Origin of the sequence: Enterococcus eurekensis (assembly GCF_042654605.1) — a bacterium.
GTDB classification, from domain to species: domain Bacteria; phylum Bacillota; class Bacilli; order Lactobacillales; family Enterococcaceae; genus Enterococcus_I; species Enterococcus_I eurekensis.
On the sequence record NZ_JBHSGT010000052.1, the window covers coordinates 18,588 to 38,562 of the forward strand.

At 36.0% G+C, this 19,975-nt stretch carries 21 protein-coding genes; 6 read left to right on the forward strand and 15 right to left on the reverse strand.

All coding sequences use genetic code 11. The annotated features are described in order from the left end of the window. Positions 1-8: 8 nt before the first annotated feature. Positions 9-1,289 (reverse strand): DEAD/DEAH box helicase, encoded by a 1,281-nt coding sequence (locus tag ACFO3L_RS08165; RefSeq protein WP_379965784.1) that lies wholly within the window; start codon positions 1,287-1,289, stop codon positions 9-11. A 9-nt stretch (positions 1,290-1,298) separates the two neighbouring features. Next, positions 1,299-2,300 carry a Gfo/Idh/MocA family protein gene (locus ACFO3L_RS08170; RefSeq protein ID WP_379965787.1) on the reverse strand — a complete coding sequence of 334 codons (1,002 nt, stop codon included), beginning with the start codon at positions 2,298-2,300 and terminating at the stop codon, positions 1,299-1,301. A gap of 238 nt (positions 2,301-2,538) precedes the next feature. On the opposite strand from ACFO3L_RS08170, the gene ACFO3L_RS08175 reads away from it, so the two are divergent. The 3 genes from ACFO3L_RS08175 (at position 2,539) to ACFO3L_RS08185 (ending at position 5,523) form a co-directional block, all read left to right on the forward strand. Continuing rightward, positions 2,539-2,895, forward strand: a complete 357-nt coding sequence (locus tag ACFO3L_RS08175) for a DUF4828 domain-containing protein (RefSeq protein WP_379965790.1) — start codon at positions 2,539-2,541, stop codon at positions 2,893-2,895. 113 nt (positions 2,896-3,008) lie between these two features. Next, a complete protein-coding gene (locus ACFO3L_RS08180; protein WP_379965793.1) occupies positions 3,009-4,310 on the forward strand; it encodes a serine hydrolase in 1,302 nt (433 codons plus the stop codon). A 16-nt stretch (positions 4,311-4,326) separates the two neighbouring features. Then, positions 4,327-5,523 carry a YdcF family protein gene (locus tag ACFO3L_RS08185; RefSeq protein ID WP_379965796.1) on the forward strand — a complete coding sequence of 399 codons (1,197 nt, stop codon included), beginning with the start codon at positions 4,327-4,329 and terminating at the stop codon, positions 5,521-5,523. Between the two features lie 46 nt (positions 5,524-5,569). On the opposite strand, the gene ACFO3L_RS08190 is transcribed toward ACFO3L_RS08185, so the two are convergent. Together ACFO3L_RS08190 and ACFO3L_RS08195 are read right to left on the reverse strand one after the other, a co-directional pair. After that, the gene (locus tag ACFO3L_RS08190; protein WP_379965880.1) at positions 5,570-6,076 is read right to left on the reverse strand and encodes an HD domain-containing protein; all 507 of its coding nucleotides are present in this window, start codon (positions 6,074-6,076) and stop codon (positions 5,570-5,572) included. A gap of 114 nt (positions 6,077-6,190) precedes the next feature. Further along, on the reverse strand, positions 6,191-6,964 hold the full coding sequence (locus ACFO3L_RS08195; protein WP_379965799.1) for a TrmH family RNA methyltransferase: 774 nt from the start codon (positions 6,962-6,964) through the stop codon (positions 6,191-6,193). 95 nt (positions 6,965-7,059) lie between these two features. On the opposite strand from ACFO3L_RS08195, the gene ACFO3L_RS08200 reads away from it, so the two are divergent. After that, a complete protein-coding gene (locus tag ACFO3L_RS08200; RefSeq protein ID WP_379965802.1) occupies positions 7,060-7,335 on the forward strand; it encodes an acylphosphatase in 276 nt (91 codons plus the stop codon). Between the two features lie 110 nt (positions 7,336-7,445). Next, positions 7,446-8,393 carry a membrane protein insertase YidC gene (gene yidC / locus ACFO3L_RS08205; RefSeq protein ID WP_379965805.1) on the forward strand — a complete coding sequence of 316 codons (948 nt, stop codon included), beginning with the start codon at positions 7,446-7,448 and terminating at the stop codon, positions 8,391-8,393. A 60-nt stretch (positions 8,394-8,453) separates the two neighbouring features. Here the strand turns inward: yidC and glyS are convergent, their stop codons facing one another. From glyS to ACFO3L_RS08260, 11 genes are all read right to left on the reverse strand, one after another. Beyond that, complete coding sequence (glyS, locus tag ACFO3L_RS08210; protein WP_379965808.1) at positions 8,454-10,523, reverse strand: glycine--tRNA ligase subunit beta; 2,070 nt, start codon at positions 10,521-10,523, stop codon at positions 8,454-8,456. Position 10,524: 1 nt separating this feature from the next. Beyond that, positions 10,525-11,439 carry a glycine--tRNA ligase subunit alpha gene (gene glyQ, locus ACFO3L_RS08215; RefSeq protein ID WP_379965811.1) on the reverse strand — a complete coding sequence of 305 codons (915 nt, stop codon included), beginning with the start codon at positions 11,437-11,439 and terminating at the stop codon, positions 10,525-10,527. A gap of 290 nt (positions 11,440-11,729) precedes the next feature. After that, positions 11,730-12,530, reverse strand: a complete 801-nt coding sequence (gene recO / locus ACFO3L_RS08220; RefSeq protein WP_379965814.1) for a DNA repair protein RecO — start codon at positions 12,528-12,530, stop codon at positions 11,730-11,732. 69 nt (positions 12,531-12,599) lie between these two features. Further along, on the reverse strand, positions 12,600-13,499 hold the full coding sequence (gene era, locus ACFO3L_RS08225; RefSeq protein WP_379965817.1) for a GTPase Era: 900 nt from the start codon (positions 13,497-13,499) through the stop codon (positions 12,600-12,602). 15 nt (positions 13,500-13,514) lie between these two features. Beyond that, positions 13,515-13,913 (reverse strand): diacylglycerol kinase family protein, encoded by a 399-nt coding sequence (locus ACFO3L_RS08230; RefSeq protein ID WP_379965820.1) that lies wholly within the window; start codon positions 13,911-13,913, stop codon positions 13,515-13,517. Further along, the gene (gene ybeY, locus ACFO3L_RS08235; protein ID WP_379965823.1) at positions 13,897-14,382 is read right to left on the reverse strand and encodes an rRNA maturation RNase YbeY; all 486 of its coding nucleotides are present in this window, start codon (positions 14,380-14,382) and stop codon (positions 13,897-13,899) included. Before ybeY ends, ACFO3L_RS08230 begins: the two co-directional genes overlap by 17 nt. Further along, the gene (locus ACFO3L_RS08240; protein WP_379965826.1) at positions 14,372-16,582 is read right to left on the reverse strand and encodes an HD family phosphohydrolase; all 2,211 of its coding nucleotides are present in this window, start codon (positions 16,580-16,582) and stop codon (positions 14,372-14,374) included. The genes ybeY and ACFO3L_RS08240 overlap by 11 nt, the downstream gene beginning before the upstream one ends. A 24-nt stretch (positions 16,583-16,606) precedes the next feature. Next, positions 16,607-17,578: a PhoH family protein gene (locus tag ACFO3L_RS08245; RefSeq protein WP_379965829.1), complete on the reverse strand. Its 972-nt coding sequence runs from the start codon at positions 17,576-17,578 to the stop codon at positions 16,607-16,609. A 133-nt stretch (positions 17,579-17,711) separates the two neighbouring features. Further along, complete coding sequence (locus tag ACFO3L_RS08250; protein WP_379965832.1) at positions 17,712-18,161, reverse strand: GatB/YqeY domain-containing protein; 450 nt, start codon at positions 18,159-18,161, stop codon at positions 17,712-17,714. A 42-nt stretch (positions 18,162-18,203) separates the two neighbouring features. Then, on the reverse strand, positions 18,204-18,380 hold the full coding sequence (gene rpsU / locus ACFO3L_RS08255; protein WP_002356740.1) for a 30S ribosomal protein S21: 177 nt from the start codon (positions 18,378-18,380) through the stop codon (positions 18,204-18,206). A 189-nt stretch (positions 18,381-18,569) separates the two neighbouring features. Further along, positions 18,570-19,010 (reverse strand): Fur family transcriptional regulator, encoded by a 441-nt coding sequence (locus tag ACFO3L_RS08260; RefSeq protein ID WP_379965835.1) that lies wholly within the window; start codon positions 19,008-19,010, stop codon positions 18,570-18,572. Between the two features lie 88 nt (positions 19,011-19,098). On the opposite strand from ACFO3L_RS08260, the gene ACFO3L_RS08265 reads away from it, so the two are divergent. Next, positions 19,099-19,956, forward strand: coding sequence for a pyruvate, water dikinase regulatory protein (locus ACFO3L_RS08265; protein WP_379965838.1), 858 nt, complete (start codon positions 19,099-19,101; stop codon positions 19,954-19,956). Positions 19,957-19,975: the final 19 nt, after the last annotated feature.

A 19,975-nucleotide genomic window follows, 5' to 3' on the forward strand; every position in this document is an offset into this window, starting at 1 on the left:
TTTTCTCTCTATGAAAGTGGCACTTTTTTCTTACGTGCACCTTTATTTTTTTGATCTTTTTTCTTCTTTACCTTTTTCTTCTTATTTTCGGGAGGGTTAATGGTTTTACTACGTTTCTCGATTTTTTTTACTGTGGTATCTGTTTTCTTTTCTTTATACTCTTCTTTAATCGGTTTTTCAAGCGTTAGTTCGCCACCATGTAGGAAAACTTCTGATACCGAAATATCCAACTCTTTCGTCATTCGCTTTAGATCACGGACAGTATGCTCTTGTACTAAGGTCACGATTGTTCCCGCTGCTCCCATCCGACCAATTCTTCCACCACGATGCAAATAACTTTCTTTGGTCATTGGGACTTCTACATTAATAACGTAAGGAACTTTTTCAATATCCAATCCTCTAGAAGCAAGGTCTGTCGTCAATAATTGACGAATTTCTTTTTCTCTAAATCGCTCCAAAGCCATTTTACGGACTTCTTTTGATTGATCCGATGCTAATGAAGCAACTGGAACATGATTGTATAATAATTTTTCTTCCGCATTTCCCAGTTCAGATAATTGATTAAAAAAGACAAAGCCTTGGAAATCTGTCATATGTGACAAACGACGTAAAGTATCGACAACTTGGCGTTTTGAAACATTCAAGAAGTAATGCTTAACGCCTTCATTTTTAGGATTTAAATCCGTTACATCAATGATGGTAAGCTCTTTAGTGACGATTTTTTCAATCGCTGGTAGAGCAACGTCTGCAGTCGCTGAAAAAAATGCGTACTGGGCTTTTTCTTGCGTGTTTTTCAAAATACCTTGAACAAACTCAATTGCTCCTGGCTGTAGCAATTGATCGGCTTCATCTAATATGACTCTTTCCAGTAAATGTGCCTTTAGTTTTTTTTGTTTAATCATTTCTAATACACGACCGGGTGTACCCACAATGACTTCTGGTTTTTCTTTTAGTTTTTCAATTTGGCGTTTTGAATTGGCTCCACCGATTAACGGTTGAACTTTCAAACCTAAATCTTTGGCCCATAAGCGAGCAACATCTGTGACTTGAATTCCTAGTTCTTGTGAAGAAGCTAAAATTAACAGTTGATTGCCCGCTCCAGGTTTAACTTGTAATAAAGTTGGCAATAGGTAGGCTAACGTTTTCCCTGATCCAGTTGGTGAAATACCAACAAGATTGACTTGCTCTTGCAACGGTTCAAAAACTTTTTCCTGAATAAGTGATGGCTCTAAAAAACCACTTTCTTGCCATCTTGTTTGCCATACTTCAGGTAACTTACTTTGTATCATATTTTTCCTCTATTCTTTATCTGCAGAAAAAGAAACGCCCACTTGATTTCTTAATTCATAAAGTAACGTGTTAACTTGTTCTGCTAGTTTTACTAATTGTTGATAACGGATTTGATTTTTTTCATCGCTCGGGTTATTAATAATTTCTGCAAAATCATTCGCTTCTTCCACCATTGGATTGTCTTTAACTTCTAATGGCACCTCCACGACCTCATTATCGAGTCTTCGATGGATTGTCATTTGACTAATCGCATTGATACCATCTAATGTAATCGTTTCTGATTTTGTGTAAATTTCTGAAGGTAAAAAGGAATCCCCAATTTTACCATGTAAGATTGTTACGTCAAAATCAATATAGCGTAAAATAATCGTTCCGATACCATCCACTCCGGTAACAATTTTACGTGCAAAATGGTGGACCGATTCTGGCATGCCAAACCAACCAACCGCAGCATATACCGGATAAACACCTAAATCAGCTAATGAACCGCCAGAAAATTTTGGTGAGAAAATATTTGGTTCTTCACCGGCTAATACGGCATCGTATCTTGAAGAATATTTCATATAGCTAAAATTCGCACCAATAATTTGATCCATCGCGGGTAATTCTTGCGCAACTTTCTGGAAATTAGCTTCGTGAATATTACGAGCGGCTTCAAAAAACAAGACCTCTTGTTCTTTTGCTAACTGAATTATTTCGGCCATTTCTTTCGGAGTTGAAAAAGCCGGTTTTTCTACAATAACATTTTTATTTGCTAAAATAGCCGCTTTTGCTTGGCTAAAGTGGAGACTATTTGGTGAAGCGATATACACGGTATTTAACTTGGGTAATGCAAGAAATTCCTCTAAATCGGTCGCGTATTGGACATTTCCATAGCGTTCACCAAAATTTCGTGCTGTTTCCAATTTTCTTGAATAGACGCCCGTCAACTCAAAATTCCCAGTTTCAATTGCTGCAGCTACAAATTGATGGGTAATCCAATTTGTCCCAATTATCCCTAAACCTATCATTTCTTCTCCCACTTTCTTGATTTAATTTATTTACTCAGTAACTTTTGAATAAACAATAATGATTACTTGATATTTACCACGTGTTACCATACACTTCAAGGAACCGATCTTCTTGAAGTGTAACATAAAAACAATATTTAAGCAGAAAAAATCCAACTAAAGTCTCAAGTTATTCATAATAATTATGCTATAATTATTATTGTTAAAACAATTCATTTACGACGAAAGAGGGGTTCCGATGAATAAAAAAATATTATTTGTTTCAGCTTCAATCGTTACTGGAGTCGTTGGCTCTCTTTTACTCAAAAAAAATAAGCAAGCAGCCATCATAGAAAACAAACAAAATTTTATTGGAAACTGGCACTACCTTCGACGAAATAATGATTTTGTTCAAGTAACTGTTACGCCCGATTTCAAACTCCTTATTCAGGGTAAAGAACAAGCTATTCGTGACCATCAATTTAAAGGAAACCGTCTATCCTTTTTAGATCATCTAGGCTATGAAATTTCAATCGAACAACAAGCCGATGCTTTCTATTTTTTTGACGAGACGGAAGATTCTTCATACAAATTAATTAAAAAAGAAAATAACTGATTTTAAACGTAGGAATGCATCATTAGAATGCAATGAATTCCTACGTTTTTTATTGCATTTTTTTACCGTCTTTGTTAAATTTTTACTATTAAATGCGTAAAAAGGAGTAAAAAATGAAATTTAAAAAAAAAATCCAAATTTTTATCCCAATCTTTCTCAGTCTGATTCTTTTATTACCTGGCCAAACATCATCTTTTGCAGCAACCAAAGAAAATAATAATTTTTCAGTCGAAGCAAAAGCAGCTTTAGCCTTTGATTTTGAAACAGGTAAAATTTTATATGAAAAAAATAGTGAGGAAAAGCTCGAAATCGCTTCTCTCACCAAACTTATCAGTTTATATGTGGTACAGACAAAAATCGCTAGTGGAGAATTAGCTTGGGACACACCCGTAACTATTTCTAAAGCCGTCTCTGAACTAAGTCTTAGTCCGGAATTATCAAATATCCCTTTAATTGAAGGTCAAAATTATTCGGTCAAAGAACTATTTGATGCCGCAACCATTGTCTCAGCCAATGCAGCGACTGTTGCTTTAGCTGAAAAAGTTGCTGGAACGGAGTTTGCTTTTGTCGATTTAATGAAAGAGCAATTAATCGCTTGGGGAATTGAAAATCCTCTGATTGTAAACGCTAGCGGTCTAAATAATGAAGATATTCCTGGTGAAATTTATCCTGGCTCTGCAAGAACCGATGAAAACAAATTAACTGCTAAAGAATTAGCCCTTGTTTCACGTAATTTAATACGTGATTTTCCTGAAACACTACAGGTGACTTCACAATCTGTTTTAAATTATACGAACTTAGATAATGAAGAAAGCATCATGTATACCACCAATCTTTTACTCCCAGGTATGCCTTACGCTAAAGCAGGTGTCGACGGGTTAAAAACAGGAACTACCGATCTTGCTGGCCGTTCATTAATTACAACCATGAAAAAAGATAATCAACGAGTCATTACCATCTTATTAAATGCTACTGACCAAGAGGATCCTGATGCGCGCTATACTGAAACAAGCCGCTTGCTCGATTATGCCTTTGGTTCTTGGGAAAGTAAGGCTGTTGTCACAAAAGGACAAATGATTCCGACAGTTGAGCCAATTCCAGTAGAAAAAAGTCTAGAAGGCAGCGTTGATTTAATTGCACAAGATACGATTGAATTGTTTTTGCCTATCAAAGAAGACCTCAACACTGTCGATTTTAAACTTGACTATCTTGATAATCAAGCCCTTTTAATCGCTCCTGTGGAAGCCAATCAAGCAGTGGCTAAACTGACTGTTACTTATCCGCAAGATACACTTGGATACCTGGAACCTGTCGAAGCCCTAACAACGATTTTAGTAACAAAAAGCAGCGTAGAAAAAGCAAATTTTTTCCAATTGACTTGGCAAAAAATCCAACAATTCTTTTCGAAACGCTAAGAAAGGAGAATCTCCCTTGCAAGCTATACTATTTTTGATTGTTCTTTTTAGTGGATTTGTCTTTATTTATTTGCAACAGCGAAAGCAAAATAATCCACAGTATTTTGTTCCCTTAAGTGCTTGGGGTAGTACGGTTCTAATTGTCTATTTATCAATTATTGAACTCCAAAATAAATCCTTCTATCTAGGAATCATTTTAGCGTTACTATTACTAATTTATTTAAACTACAAACGAGATAAAACACAGCTCATCAATGGTTTACTTTTTAATTTCTGGTTTGGTATTTTCGGCATCTATTTAGGATTTCACTTTTTTCAAACTCGTGATTTAATTGTTTTAGGTCTTTTCATTCTCCTATTTATGCTTGTGTTAGCTTTGGCAATCTTCGGGATGATTTCTTTAATTATTTTACTTTACTGGAATAGTTTAATCGTCCTAAAACGTGAAGGCCGTTCATTAGGAAACTTACTCACATTAATTTTAGCCATCGCTTTGAGCATGCTCTTACTTTACAATGCTTTTATCATCAATAAGATACCTGAATATCTAGTTTACTTATTTGCTATTTTACCTTTCTCGCTCGGTTACTTTGCTACAGTATTTTTAAATTTTGCTACGATTTCAATGATTTATCAGCTCAATCGACCAAAACTAAAACAAGATTTTATCATTGTTTTAGGAGCTGGATTACTCAATGGGGAGAAAGTAACCCCTTTACTATCTCGTCGAATCGATACTGCTCTTAACTTTTATCAACGCCAAAAGCAAAAGACTGGGCATCCACTTAAAATTATTTTTTCTGGTGGCCAAGGTCCAGATGAGAAAGTCTCTGAAGCTTTTGCTATGAAACAATACGCTTTAGAACAAGGGATTCCTGAAGAAGATTTATTGTTGGAAGATTTATCGACGTCCACACAAACCAATATGGCTTTTTCTAAACAGATTATCGACAGTTACAATATTGATCACGTGAAAGTCATTTTTTCATCTAATAACTACCATATTTTTCGAGCGGCTATCTTTGCCCGTCAAAATCAATTAAGAGCGGATGGAATTGGTGCAAAAACGGCACTCTATTATTTACCAAATGCCTTCTTACGGGAATTCATCGCAATTGTTGCAGTGCATAAGAAGAGACATTTCTTAATCATCGGGATTGCAGGACTATTTTTACTCTTCATGGCAGTCATTACTTTTTTAATTCCCCAATAAGAAAATAAGCACCATAGACTTATGGAGAAGTCTATGGTGCTTTTATTTATACAACTGATTGTTTTCTTAAAACTAAATGGCGCCAGCGGACTTTAATTTGTCCCATTGCTGGCGAAAGAGCTTCTTTTACCGCGCAATATTTATCCACCATTGTAACGATATAACTTTCTTTATAGCGTGGTAAAGCTAGCGTTGCTCCCCACATATGTTTAATAATAATATCTTTTTCTAACTCAGACAGTTCGGTTAATTTTGCTGCATTTTCTGCTGCAATCCGTGGATGCATATACGCATGAGAACCTTCATCAAATTTCGTCGTACGCCAATCATAATAAAATAAATCATGCAGTAGTCCTGCACGAGCGGTCGCACGGACATCACCGTTCCATTTTTTTGCTAATTTATAACTATTATAAGAAACGCTTATTGAGTGGTCTAAACGTGTCGAATGGTAATGTTGTACAAAATCGGCCAAGCGTTGCACTTCTGTCGTTTCTAATAAGTCTTCTATATAAGATAAATATTCATTGTCTTTTCTCCACTGTTCCGTCATATAGCTTACTTGCACCCTCTTCAATCATTCGATAATTTTCACAATTTTAAGTATAGCATCTTTTTTTCGAAAGTCTAAAAAACGAGGAAGTTTTAGTAAAATGTTAACAGTTTCTTAATTGTTCATTTCGTTCACAAAGTGGTACATTAAAATTCCACCAGCGATTCCAACATTTAATGACTCTGCTTTTCCGTAAATTGGAATGTAGAGATTTTGATTGGTTAAGGATAAAACCGCTTGACTAACACCTTGTCCTTCGTTACCTAATACAATCGCCACATCACGCACAGGTGTAACTTTCTTATAAGGTAGCGCATCTTTGTTCAATTCTGTCCCATAAACCGGTATCCCCGCCGATCTAAAATGTTTGATACGTTCGATCAGATTCCCGCTAATAATCGGTAAATGGAAATTACTTCCCTGCATACTACGTAAAACTTTGGAGCTATATAAATCAGCCGTGCCGTCGCCTAAAATAACGCCAGAAAAACCGGCAGCGTCAGCGGTACGAATTAACGTCCCTACATTTCCAGGATCTTGTACGCCATCTAAAAGCAGCCAAGCCCCTCTATAAGATTCAACAACAACATTTTGCTTATTAACGAGTGCGACAATTCCTTGAGGCGTTGGTAATTCGGATAAGTTTTTTAAAACATCGTGAGAAACGAGGTAAGTATCAATTTCTTGTTCCACTAGCCAGTCATGATACAATTCATAGCCTTTTTGATCGATAAAAACCGTATCGATTATGATTCCGGCTAAAACAGCTTCCTCAACTAAATGATAGCCTTCAAGTAAGTATTTATTTTGTTGATCTCTATGTTTTTTTTGATGGAATTTCTTTACATCTTTAATCGTTTGATTTTTTATTGATTGAATTTCTTTCATCTAATATCACCCAGAATGATTATAGCACGAAGTAAGAAAGATAACTTGTTGAAATGCGTAAAAAACGCTATCATTTATCTAAGGAGGGATTTTCTATGCATAAAGTTCGAATCACAGCCAATGGTCGAGTTCAAGGGGTTGGTTTTCGTTTTTCAACCAAAATATTAGCAGACTCTCTTGGTATCTATGGTTCTGCTGAAAATCAAGACGACGGCTCAGTTAAAATTATCGCCATGAGCGAGGATAAACGGTTATTACAACAATTTGTTGAACAAGTTAAGCGCTCGCCCGCTCCCTTTGGCCGTGTTGATTCCTTTCAACTAGAAAGAGATGAATCAATTACTGAAACCCATCGATTCACTACTAATTGATAATGTTCACAAAATCTTCAACAGCTTTTTTATTTCTTGGATTGAAAACCAACTTTATTTTTAGTATAGTTAATCTTGTGATTATTTAAAAATAGAAAAGGACGAATTCAATGAATAAATTAAAAACTTGGCTTGTAGCATCCGGGCTATTCGGTTTACTTATTACCCTTTCTGGGTGTGTTAAAATGCTCGAAAATGGGACTCCTGATCCAAACGGGATGATTTATCGTTATATGGTTGCGCCACTTGGTCAATTATTAACGTTTATTGCAAAAGAATGGCAATTCGGCTATGGTTGGGCAATTATTGTTATAACCATCATCGTACGTTTTATTATTTTACCACTTGGTATCCATCAATCGCATAAATCGATGATTCAAGCAGAAAAAATGCAATATATTAAACCGCAATTAGACATTGCACAAGCAAATGCTAAAAAAGCAATAACGCGTGAAGAACAAGTGAAAGCACAATTAGAAATGCAAAATGTCTACAAAGAAAATGGTTTGAGCATGTTTGGTGGCATGGGTTGTTTACCACTTCTCTTACAAATGCCCGTCTTTACCGCACTCTTTTATACTGCACGCTACACACCGGGAATTGACCAAGCGACTTTCTATGGCATTTCTTTAGGTGAAAGTAGCTTACTATTAGTTGCAATCGCTGGTGTGGCTTATGTAATCCAAGGTTATGTTTCATTAATTGGTATACCAGAAGAACAAAAGAAAACCATGCGTAGTATGTTGATTGTTTCTCCTGTGATGATTGTGATGATGTCACTTTCTTCACCTGCTGGAGTGACTCTTTACTGGGTAGTCGGTGGTGTAATTGGAGTGATTCAATCCTTTATTACAAACGTCATCATGAAACCTCGTATTAAACGAAAAATTCAAGAAGAGATGAAATTGAATCCACCAAAAGTTGTTGTTAAACCAATTGAAAAAGCAGAACCAAAAAAACAAAGCAGTTCACAACCAAAAGATGTGACACCGCGTAACGCTAGTTCAAATGGCTCTGGTAAAGGCCGTAACGCTGGAAAACAACAAAACAGAAAATGATAAACTGAAATATTAACTGCAACAAGGCCTTCAAGTATTTTACTTGAAGGCCTTGTTGTCTTATTTTGTAATTAAATGGTCCAAACTTGCAATGACTAAGGCCATTTTTGAAATTTGTTTTAATTGGTTTAAACGATTATTACGAATACTTTCATCATCAACCATCACCATTGTGTCAGCAAAATATGCCTCAATTAACGGGCGTAATTGAACGAGTGCTTGGTAATTATCGGCCATTGTATTTTCAGAAAAATGTTCTTCAACTGCTTTAGCTGCTGCATACAAATCATGTTCTGCTTGGTTTTCAAACAACGTAGCATCTATTTTTTCATTGTCTTCAGTTGCTTTTTCTGCCAAATTAATCACCCGCGTCAACGCTTCGATTGAAACTTTAAATTCTGGATCTTTCAAATGATTTTTTAAGATTTGTGCTGCATGAAAAATTTGTGAAAGATCTTGTTGCTCAGATTCAATTACCGCTTCAACAACATCATGACGAATCGCTTGTGTCGCAAAAAATTGTTTTAAACGCGCCTTAATAAATTCACTTACAGCTTTTGATTCAACTGCTAATTGAATCCCATAAATTGAATTTTGATTAATTTCGTCTTCAATTTCTTTTTGTAGTAAAGTTAGTGGGAAATGCCAATTTTTAGCTGAAATAATACGGATAATTCCGTAACTTTGTCGTCTCAATGCGTACGGGTCATTTGAACCGCTTGGTACCATCCCTACAGAGAAGAACGTTAAGACACTATCTAATTTGTCGGCAATCGCTAAAACGGCACCAATATTTGATTCCGGTAGTTCGCCTTCACTTGAAACAGGCATATAATGCTCTTTGATTGCTCGAGCAACAGCTGTGTTTTCACCTTGTAGTAAGGCATATTTTTCACCCATGATCCCCTGTAATTCAGGGAACTCACCTACCATATTGGTAACTAAATCAAATTTATATATAGCACTTGCTCGTTTCAAATCCTTTAATTCTTCTGCCGTTAAGCCTACTTTTTGACCGATAATTTGTGCAATCGCACTTACTCGTTGCATTTTTTCATATAATGAACCAATTTTCTTATGGAAAGTCACATTTTTTAGTTTTTCAATACAGCTATCAATAGTTAATTTTTTATCTTCTTGATAGAAAAACTCTGCATCTTCTAAACGAGCAACTAAGACTTTTTCATTACCTTTGATGACATTTTCAATATGATTGCGATCGCCATTACGGACAGAAATAAAGTGCGGTAATATCTGACCATTTGCATCGCGAACATCAAAATAGCGTTGGTGTTCTTTCATTGAAGTAACTAACACTTCTTCAGGGACAGATAAATATTTTTCAGCATAATTGCCGACAAAAGCTGTTGGATATTCAAGTAAGTTATTAACTTCTTCTAGTAAATCTGCGTCAAGTTCGATTTTCCAACTATTTTTTGTCGCAATTTGTTGGATTTGATCGATAATCATCTCTTCACGACGTTTCGAATCGGCAATGACATAAACTTCTGCTAATTTTTCTAAATACTCATCAGCCGTCGTAAATGTCACGTCATGCCCTAAGAAACGATGACCTCTTGAAGTGCGGCCTGTTTGGATATCTAGGAAGTCAAATGGGATGACTTCATCGCCAAATAGCGCGACAATCCAATGTATCGGACGAATGTATTCCACATCATATTTTCCCCAATGCATCGTTACAGGGAACGTTAAGCTGGTTAATACGTCTTTTAAGCCTGCCAACACTTCAAATGCCGCTTTTCCATCTGTATGTTTTTTTGCGTGAACGTATTCAACACCTTTTATTTCTTGGAAGAAAATATCATCTGTCGTCAAGCCTTGTCCACGAACAAAACCTTGAGCAGCTTTCGACCAATTACCTTCAGCGTCCAAAGCAATTTTTTTTGCCGGACCTTTCACAACTTCTTCTTGATCTGCTTGTCTTTCATCGACGTTTGTGACATAGATTGCTAAACGGCGCGGCGTTGAATAAGCAGCAATCTCGTCATAATTTAAAACATTTTCTTTTAGAAATACCGCTGTTTTTTCTTTTAATTGATTCATGCTTGGCACAACGATATGTGCGGGCATTTCTTCTAATCCAATTTCAAATAGTAGATTTTTCCCCATCTTAGTTTTCCTCCTTTAACCATTTTTGTGCTTCTTCAGGACTTAATAGTGGATAACCAAGTTTTGCACGTTCAGCAACAAAAATCTTGGCTACTTCACGAGATAAATTACGGATTCGTGCCAAATATCCTGCGCGCTCTGTCGAAGAAACCGCTCCTCGTGCATCAAGTAAGTTAAAGTTGTGGCTACATTTCAAAATGTAATCATAAGCCGGATGTACCAAACTTGCTTCAATACAACGTTGTGCTTCAATTTCAAATTTATTAAAATTATCTAATAGCATCTCTTGGTTGCTAATTTCAAATGAATATTTTGAATGTTCATATTCAGGTTGGTTAAAGATTTCTCCGTATTTGACACCATTGGTCCATTCTAAATCATAAACACTTTCCACTTCTTGAATATAAGACGCCAAACGTTCTAATCCATAAGTAATTTCAGAAGTTACTGGTGAACACGGTAAACTTCCAACTTGTTGGAAATAAGTAAATTGCGTAATTTCCATCCCATTTAACCAAACTTCCCAACCAAGACCGGCACACCCCATTGAAGGATTTTCCCAGTTATCTTCTACAAAACGAATGTCATGTTCTAGTGGATCAATCCCTAGTAAACGTAAACTTTCTAAGTACAATTCTTGGATATTATCTGGTGAAGGTTTCATTACAACTTGAAATTGATGATGTTGATACAAACGGTTTGGATTTTCACCATAACGACCATCTGCTGGACGACGGGAAGGCTCCACATAAGCGGCATTCCATGGTTCTGGTCCAATTGCACGTAAAAATGTATATGGACTCATTGTCCCTGCTCCTTTTTCTGTATCATAGGCTTGCATTAACATGCAACCATTGCTTGACCAAAAATTTTGCAATGTGATAATCATTTCTTGCACGGTTTGTTTTTTTGTCATATTTATTCCTCCTGCTTCTTTTCAACTGCATCAAACTCTCGACTGTGGCGAATAAAAAAGTCCCTATACTTATCTTTTTAGACAAGTATAGGGACGAATAAATTCGCGGTTCCACCCTACTTCCGATTGCTCGGCAGCTTCGTTTTAAATGCTCACAATCGCCCAAAATAAAAGGATCACTATCTGGCTTACACTCTCCCAAACTCGCTTAAAGGATTACACTCTTATTTCTTATAATGTTCAACGCATGATTCAGTTGTTTCTATCATAATTCTTTTTGAACAGACTTGTCAATCCTTTTCCCCATTTTCTTCATTTTCATTTATTGGCTTCAATAAATTGCCCCATTCATTCATCTGTTCGATAAATTTTTTACTCTTTAAATGAATACCAACATATTCTTCATACAATTGATCAATCACTTTTTGGATTTGTTTTTTCGTTTCTTCTTTCAAGCAAATCGATTGAATGTTTTGATAAGAAATTTGTGAAAATTGGCGGATAAAATGAATTGCTATCGGATTGGCTTGATATCGATTTTTATCTTCAAAAAAATGACGTTCGCACAACAAGCCATGATATTTTGGGGAGAAATCAAATTTTCCTTGTGTCTGTCCACAAATTTGACACTGTTCCCAATTAAACAGGACACCAAAACGTTGTAGAATTTGGATTTCAAAAATATTTGTGACGATTTCGAAATCTTTACCTTCATCAAGTAAATTCAAAGCTTGTTGTAAAAAGGTGAATAAGTTCGGATCATATACACGATCTTCAATCGCCGCATCTGTCAGAGCTAGTAAATAAGTCGCATAAGCTGCCGGAAAAATATCTTGTTGAATCTTTAAAAAAGGTTGAATATCTTTAGCAGCATTTAAAAAAGACAGTCCTTCTTGATTAAATTTCCCTAAGTAAATGGCCTGAGTATAAGGCATAATTGCAGGTGTTAAAGGATTATTTTTACGATGTGCCCCTTTAACGAAAAACATGAGTTTCCCCGCTGATTCGGTAAAAATTTTAACAAGCTTGTCCTTTTCTTTATAGTCTTTAGTGAACAAGACAATGCCTTTTGATTCTGCAATATGATTCATCGAGTTCCTCCTCCACCAAACTTCATAAAAAAGCAGAGCCATGACGATCGTCACAGCTCTTCCTAATGCTTAGTACTCTTCTTCGCGGTAACCAAAGTCTTTCAAATTGGTTTGTTTATCACGCCAATCTTTCTGAACTTTAACCCAAAGTTCTAAAAAGACTTTATCTCCTAGTAAATGTTCAATATCCAGACGGGCTTTCGTACCAATTAATTTCAACATTTTTCCGCCTTTACCGATAATAATACCTTTTTGGCTATCACGTTCAACAATAACGGTTGCTTGGATTTCAATTTTATTGTTCTCGTTACGTTTCATCGAATCGATCGTTACCGCTACTGAATGCGGTACTTCATCATGCGTAAAGAACAAGACTTTTTCACGAATTAATTCTGAAACAATAAAGTACTCTGGATGATCAGTAATTTGTTCTTCTGGGAAATATTGTGGGCCTTCTGGCATTTGTGCGGTCAACGTTTCCATCAAGCGCTCAAAATTATTTCCTTCAGTAGCAGAAATCGGTACAATTTCTGCAAAATCCATTTGTTTTGAATAATCATCGATAATCGCTAATAAATCGTTCGGATGAATTTTATCGATTTTATTAATAACTAAATAAACGGGTACATGACTTTTTTTCAGACGTTCAATGATTAAGTCATCCCCTTTACCGCGTTTTTGATCCGCACTAATCATAAATAAGACGATATCGACTTCACGCATCGCACTATAAGCTGTTTCAACCATGAAATCACCGAGACGATGACGTGGTTTATGAATCCCTGGCGTATCAATAAAAACAATTTGCGCTTCATCTGTCGTTGAAACACCTTGAATTTTATTACGTGTTGTTTGAGCTTTGTCACTCATAATTGCAATTTTTTGACCAACAATTCGATTTAAAAGTGTTGATTTACCAACATTCGGCCGGCCGACAATTGCGACGAAACCTGATTTATATTCTGACATATTTGTCCCTCTTTCTTAAAAAAACAATTGATAAATTTTAGGTAAAAAAATGAAACAAGCAACAATCAGTGCAAATAATGCGGTAATTAGTACCGCACCTGCTGCCATATCTTTGATTTTTTTTCCAATTGAATGGAAATGAAAATCGGTTATCATATCGACCACATTTTCAAAAGCCGTATTAATAATTTCCATCACAATTACTAAAAAAATACTTAATAGTAGCCAAAGCCATTCCCAACGATTTAATTGGAATAACAAACCTAGCACGATTGCAACTCCCCCAAGAATCGTATGTGCACGCATATTTCGTTCATCATGATAAACGGTTTTGATTCCTGTAACAGCAAACTCGACTGAACGAATAAAATGCTTGTTTTTTCCAATATCTTCTTTCTTACCTTTGTAATCCATAAGCATTCAAAATTTCCTTTTGTAGTCCGAACATTTCTGCTTCATCTTTGGGGTTCATGTGATCATAGCCGTTTAAATGTAAAAAGCCATGTAAAGCTAAAAAACCAAGCTCGCGTTCATAAGTGTGTCCATATTCTTGGGCTTGTTCACGTGCGCGCTCTACAGAAATCATTAAATCACCTAAGGTCTTTGGTAAATCTATCGCCATCTCAAAATCCTCAGAAAAGAAGACGGGTAATTCATCTTCACCCTCTTCTTCAAAAGCAAAACTAATGACATCCGTCGGAACATCTTTGTCACGATAAGTCCGGTTGATAATTTGAATACTGGCATTGTCCATAAACGTCACTGACATTTCAGTATTTTCAGGTAACTCTAAAAAATCAGCAGCAAATTGCAATAAAGAATCGATATCTTTTTGGTCCTTGGTCGGGACTTGATTCGTTTCATCAATAAAGTTAATTTCCATTCTTATCTCTTCTTTCTTGTTCTTGTTTCATTTCAACTGCTTCTGATTCCATCTTCGGATACTTAATTCGAGAATGGAACGTACTACATAAGCCGTTAACTAACGAGTGTTGAATAATTTTAATTTCTTTCATTGTTAAACCAGAATCATCTAATTGACCATCGAGCAAACGATCTTGGATTAAATTCGTCACAAATTCATTAATCTTTTGATTGGTTGGATGATCCATCGCCCGAACTGCCGCTTCACAACTATCCGCAATACTGACAACAGCCGCTTCTCTTGTTTGTGGAATTGGACCAGGATAGCGATACTCAGACTCCGGAATATCGGGATTACGTTCTTTTGCCTTAAAGTAGAAGAATTTCATCAACGTTGTGCCGTGATGTTGGCGGCAAATATCAATAACCATTTGTGGCATCCGATGTTGTTCCAAAATCGCTGCACCATCAATCACATGCCCAAAAATAATTTGTTTACTATCACTCGGTAATAAGAAATTATGAGGATTTTCAGCACCATCAGGTAAATTTTCCACAAAAAAGTTCGCATGTTTTAACTTTCCAATATCATGATAATAACACGCTACACGCGTTAATAATGAGTGTCCACCAATTTCAGCTACCGCATTAGCACTTAGATTAGCAACCATCATACTATGATGATATGTCCCCGGTGCTTCTTCTAGAAGTTGCTTGAGTAGTGGATGATTGGGATTACTCAACTCATTTAAAACAATAATACTATTGTCTGTTACTAACAATTCAATATATGGGTGTAAGCCAATCGTCAAGACCAATGATAATATACTTCCTGAAAAACTGGCAATTAAATTGACCCACGCACGACTATCCGTGAAACTCATTCCTTGATAAATAATCAAGATCATATTCATAATTAATGGGAAAACGACTATCCAAACAAGTGATGACAGACCCTGTTTGGAAATTCGCTTACGATCAAGTAACGTTCCCATTAAACCTGAGAATAAATAGGAGATTAAAATAATCGTTAAAATGTTCGTTCCAATTGAATCGTAGAAAATAAAGCTCGCCATAATGACTTGGAAGAGCGCAGCTAAAACACCGGTTCGACGACTAATAAACACGTTCAAGACTAACGGAATAAAGGCCGCAGGAAAAAATAACGGGATAAACTGTGACGTATTTTCTTGAAAAATCTGAAAGAACTTCATAAAGATCATACTGATGCTCATCATTGTTGTATAAAAAACGATGGCAACCACTCGTCGCTCTTGATTTTTTAATTGTCGAACAAAATAAAGCAAGACACAGACTTCAAGTATATTCGCTAAAACCATTGCAATAAACGGGAATAGACTCGTACTTTGGCTCGTCATCCCTAAAAGATTCAGTTTTTTTATAACATTACTGTCAATTTGTGAGCCTTCTCGTACAATGACCTCACCTTGAAAAATCATCACCGGCTGAACAGCATTTTTGGCTTCTTGTTGAAGTTCTGCTGTTCTTTTTTCATTTAGGACTGAGTTAATGACAATCCCTTGGTTTAGCATGTAGCGAATTGCTTGTGTTTGATCGGTTGATAAGTTCAAATAATCCGCTTCATCATAAGCGTCTTGTCGAACTTCATTAAAGCGATTAATTCGGATTGGGCTTTTCATCTGTTCGATGATAATCCGAATCGATTCATTTTTTATCGTTGCTAATTCTTCGTTATTCATTGAGAAAACAATTTGAAAGAAATTATTAGGAATCCGTTGATAAAAAGATAAGTTATCCGAGTCCACTTGTTCAAATAATTTTTTCAAAGAGGCTACTTCTTCGTCTAACGTCACCAATTGTGGATCGGTTCCTTTTTTCGCTTCTTTTTTTCGTTTCTCATTTTCAAGCGCGGTTTCTTTTTGAACTTGTGTAATCAGTGAAAAAAGATGTTCAACTAATTGACTTTGTCTCGTACCTGCGTCTTCATCAAATGTATATTCTGGCGCAACCGATTCTGCTGCTAATTTCCTTTTTTGTTCGGTTGCTTCAGTATTTTCAATTGTTTTATTTGCTCGAATACTTTTATCAGCTACTTGACCTTCTTTATAATCCGCTTGTCGTTGTTGGACATTCGAATAAAGTAAGGCAGAAGAAAAAATAAAAAAACCGAATAATAATAGTGGTATGAACCATTTTCCAATTTTCTCATGAATCTTCTCTAAAGGTCGGATTAGCATATTTTCTCACCTACTTTTTCTTTATTATATTTGTTCGCTCTGGTCGTACGCACGAATAATTTGCGCAACAACAGGATGACGAACGACATCTCCTGCATCAAAGGAGATAAATTCAATTTGTGGAATATTGGCTAAAGTTGCTTTTGCATGAACCAAGCCACTGACAATGCCTTTATTTTTTGGCAAATCAATTTGACTCACATCACCATTAATCACCATTTTTGAATTAAAACCTAAACGAGTTAAAAACATTTTCATTTGAGCAACCGTTGTATTTTGCGCCTCATCTAAAATAACAAAGGCATCTTCTAATGTACGTCCACGCATATATGCCAACGGCGCAATTTCAATCACACCTCGTTCCATCAGACGATTGGTGTGATCGACACCAAAAATTTGATACAGCGCATCATAAACCGGACGTAAATAAGGATCGACCTTTTCTTTTAGATCCCCTGGTAAGAAACCTAAGTTTTCACCCGCTTCAACGGCTGGGCGAGTTAAAATAATTTTTTGTACTTCGCCTTTTTTTAAAGCCCTTATCGCTAAAACGACTGCCAAGAAAGTTTTTCCTGTTCCTGCTGGTCCAATCCCAAAAACAACGTCTTTTTGTTGTATCGCCTGAATATAACGTTTTTGACCACTATTTTTTGCACGAATGGCTTTCCCATAGCGATCCTTCATAATTTCTTCCTCGTAAAGATCGATAAAATCATTTATATGTTCTTCATCAACTATTTTTAAAGCCGTAATGACGTCTGGACTACTAATTTCAATTCCTCGTTGGATTAATTCTCTGAGTGCATTAAGCACTAAAATAACTTTTTTAGCATTCTTTGGACTACCTTGTACTTGAATGCTTTCTCCTCTTGAATGAATCACGCATTGTGTGGCTTCTTCAATTATCCTTAGATGTTTATCATGCGTACCAAATAAGACGTGGCTGTCTTCATGCGCATCAAGTTTTAATTCAATCGTGATTCGTTCTTCTGTCAAAAAAATCGCTCCTTTATAAACCTAAACATTCACTATATGATACCACAATCTGCTAAAAAGAAAAATTGCTTGTCATGAAAAAGCCTAAGAAAAAGAAAAAGCCGTAGGAATTATCCTACGACTCTAAGTCTTCTTACAAATTGTTCAATTCTTCTTTAACCGTTTCATTGACTAGGTTACCATCCGCTTTGCCTTTTACTTGTGGCATTACGATTCCCATCACTTGCCCAAAAGCAGTGTTGGAAGTTGCACCTACTTTTTGAATCGCCTGCTTCACAATTTGACGAATTTCTTCATCAGTTAATTGTGTAGGTAAGTATTTTTCAACAATTGCAATTTCTTCTTCGATCTTTTCGACCAAATCGTCACGATTGGCTTTTTGAAATTCAACGAGTGAATCGCGACGTTGTTTCATCTCACGAGATAACACCGTCAACTCTTCGTCTGCGTTTAATTCGCGGCCTAGCTTAATTTGATCATTTTGCAACGATGCTTTAATCATGCGAATCACCTGCAAAACGTTTTTTTCTTTTGCCTTCATCGCTAGCTTCATATCATCGTTCAAAGTGCTTAGTAGTGACACACTACCAACCCCAATTCTTTTCTCCTAGAAGAACATTAAAAATTAGAATTTTTTGCGTTTTCTAGCAGCTTCAGATTTTTTCTTACGTTTCACGCTTGGTTTCTCATAAAACTCACGTTTACGTGATTCTTGCAATGTACCTGCTTTTGAAACGGAACGTTTGAAGCGACGAAGAGCATCATCAAGAGACTCGTTTTTGCGAACGACTGTTTTTGACATGTAAAATCCCTCCCTCCGAGCTTAAAAAGTAACCGTTTTTGTAAGGATAAAAAAACATTCCTTACATCACTGTCCTTTGTCAAATTATATCGAAGCCTTGAAATAGTGTCAAGCTGTTCTGTTAAAAACTTCTACTTATTTTTCATATTTATTCGGATAATCCGTTATCATTCAAAAAAATGGTCCCATTTATTTTAGCGAGACACATTTTTCACACTTTCCAAAAATTTCAAAGCGATGATCTTCAATAATACAATTTGGTAATTGTTCTTGATAAAACGTCATTGGACAAAGGTCTAAAGGTTTTGTTGCGCCACAATTAGTACAAATAAAATGATGATGGTGATGTTTTGAACTCGGATGAATACAATTAAAGCGAAAATTCATCTCACCGTTTAACTCTGTTTCCTCTAAAATTCCAAATTCTGCAAATTCACGTAAATTGCGGTAAATCGTATCTTGACTAAGTCCAGGATATTCTTTGGTTAAATTCAAATGAATTTCCTTCGGTGAAACATAACGATTCGAGCGCGCTAAATAATCAATTATGATTTCACGACGCTTTGTTTGCTTTTTACCGTTTTCTTTCAGAATTTTCATCGCACCAGCAACTGATCCTTGATTTTCCATGGGTCTCCCCCCTTTTTCACTCTAACTATAATTCTTAATCGAGTGTATGGTATAATAAGAATGAATAAAATGCAAGTGAGGGATGCTTATGACCGAGACAAATATCAAAGAAACATTAACTTTTTTTATTATTTCTGATTCAGCCGGAGAAACCGCATCAAAATTAGCTCAAGCAACAATGGCCCAATACCCTATGATTAACTTCGAAATCTTCCGACGAACGTTTATCACGACCAAAGATGCCTTAATTAAAGCCCTAGTTGACGCTAAAAGTCATAATGCAATGATTTTACATACAATCATTAGCCAAGATTTAGTACAAGTAGTCGATGATTTTTGTGGTGCAAGTAACTTATTTCATTTTGATGTTCTAACACCGCCTGTGCTTGAAGTGCAACGCAGAACTGGTATTGAACCTACACGTGAACCAGGCGCTCTACATCATTTAAATAAAAACTATTTTAAACGAATTAAAGCGATGGAATTTGCGGTAAAATATGATGATGGGAAAGATCCCCGCGGTTTCTTAGAGGCCGATGTCGTTCTATTGGGTGTCTCGAGGACATCAAAAACACCACTTAGTCTCTTCTTAGCAAATAAAAACTTAAAAGTCGCAAATTTACCAATTGTTCCGCAAGCACATATTCCAAAACAATTATGGGAAATTGATCCTAAAAAAATTGTAGGATTAACGAATGACCCTAAGATTTTAAATACTATTCGTAAAGAGCGGATGATTTCTTATGGTTTAAATCCCGATACCGCTTATTCGCAAATTGATAAAATTATTTCAGAATTAGAATTTGCAACAGAACTATATGAAAAACTTGGCTGTATCGTCATTAACGTTGCCAGTTTGTCAATTGAAGAAACGGCATCGATGATTTTAAATGCCCTTAATCTTGAAGATCACAGTTATTTTATTACTGATGAAAACGGAGACTAAAAAATACTCAACTAATCCG

Coding starts and splice junctions, on each gene's coding strand:
- ACFO3L_RS08165 (WP_379965784.1), bottom strand. CDS start 1,289: ATGATACAAAGTAAGTTACCTGAAGTATGGCAAACAAGATGGCAAGAA.
- ACFO3L_RS08195 (WP_379965799.1), bottom strand. CDS start 6,964: ATGAAAGAAATTCAATCAATAAAAAATCAAACGATTAAAGATGTAAAG.
- glyQ (WP_379965811.1), bottom strand. CDS start 11,439: ATGACAAAAAAACAAACCGTGCAAGAAATGATTATCACATTGCAAAAT.
- ACFO3L_RS08265 (WP_379965838.1), top strand. CDS start 19,099: ATGACCGAGACAAATATCAAAGAAACATTAACTTTTTTTATTATTTCT.
- glyS (WP_379965808.1), bottom strand. CDS start 10,523: ATGGGGAAAAATCTACTATTTGAAATTGGATTAGAAGAAATGCCCGCA.
- ACFO3L_RS08230 (WP_379965820.1), bottom strand. CDS start 13,913: ATGGATTACAAAGGTAAGAAAGAAGATATTGGAAAAAACAAGCATTTT.
- ACFO3L_RS08200 (WP_379965802.1), top strand. CDS start 7,060: ATGCATAAAGTTCGAATCACAGCCAATGGTCGAGTTCAAGGGGTTGGT.
- yidC (WP_379965805.1), top strand. CDS start 7,446: ATGAATAAATTAAAAACTTGGCTTGTAGCATCCGGGCTATTCGGTTTA.
- ACFO3L_RS08260 (WP_379965835.1), bottom strand. CDS start 19,010: ATGGAAAATCAAGGATCAGTTGCTGGTGCGATGAAAATTCTGAAAGAA.
- rpsU (WP_002356740.1), bottom strand. CDS start 18,380: ATGTCAAAAACAGTCGTTCGCAAAAACGAGTCTCTTGATGATGCTCTT.
- recO (WP_379965814.1), bottom strand. CDS start 12,530: ATGAATCATATTGCAGAATCAAAAGGCATTGTCTTGTTCACTAAAGAC.
- ACFO3L_RS08190 (WP_379965880.1), bottom strand. CDS start 6,076: ATGACGGAACAGTGGAGAAAAGACAATGAATATTTATCTTATATAGAA.
- ybeY (WP_379965823.1), bottom strand. CDS start 14,382: ATGGAAATTAACTTTATTGATGAAACGAATCAAGTCCCGACCAAGGAC.
- ACFO3L_RS08170 (WP_379965787.1), bottom strand. CDS start 2,300: ATGATAGGTTTAGGGATAATTGGGACAAATTGGATTACCCATCAATTT.
- era (WP_379965817.1), bottom strand. CDS start 13,499: ATGTCAGAATATAAATCAGGTTTCGTCGCAATTGTCGGCCGGCCGAAT.
- ACFO3L_RS08180 (WP_379965793.1), top strand. CDS start 3,009: ATGAAATTTAAAAAAAAAATCCAAATTTTTATCCCAATCTTTCTCAGT.
- ACFO3L_RS08175 (WP_379965790.1), top strand. CDS start 2,539: ATGAATAAAAAAATATTATTTGTTTCAGCTTCAATCGTTACTGGAGTC.
- ACFO3L_RS08240 (WP_379965826.1), bottom strand. CDS start 16,582: ATGCTAATCCGACCTTTAGAGAAGATTCATGAGAAAATTGGAAAATGG.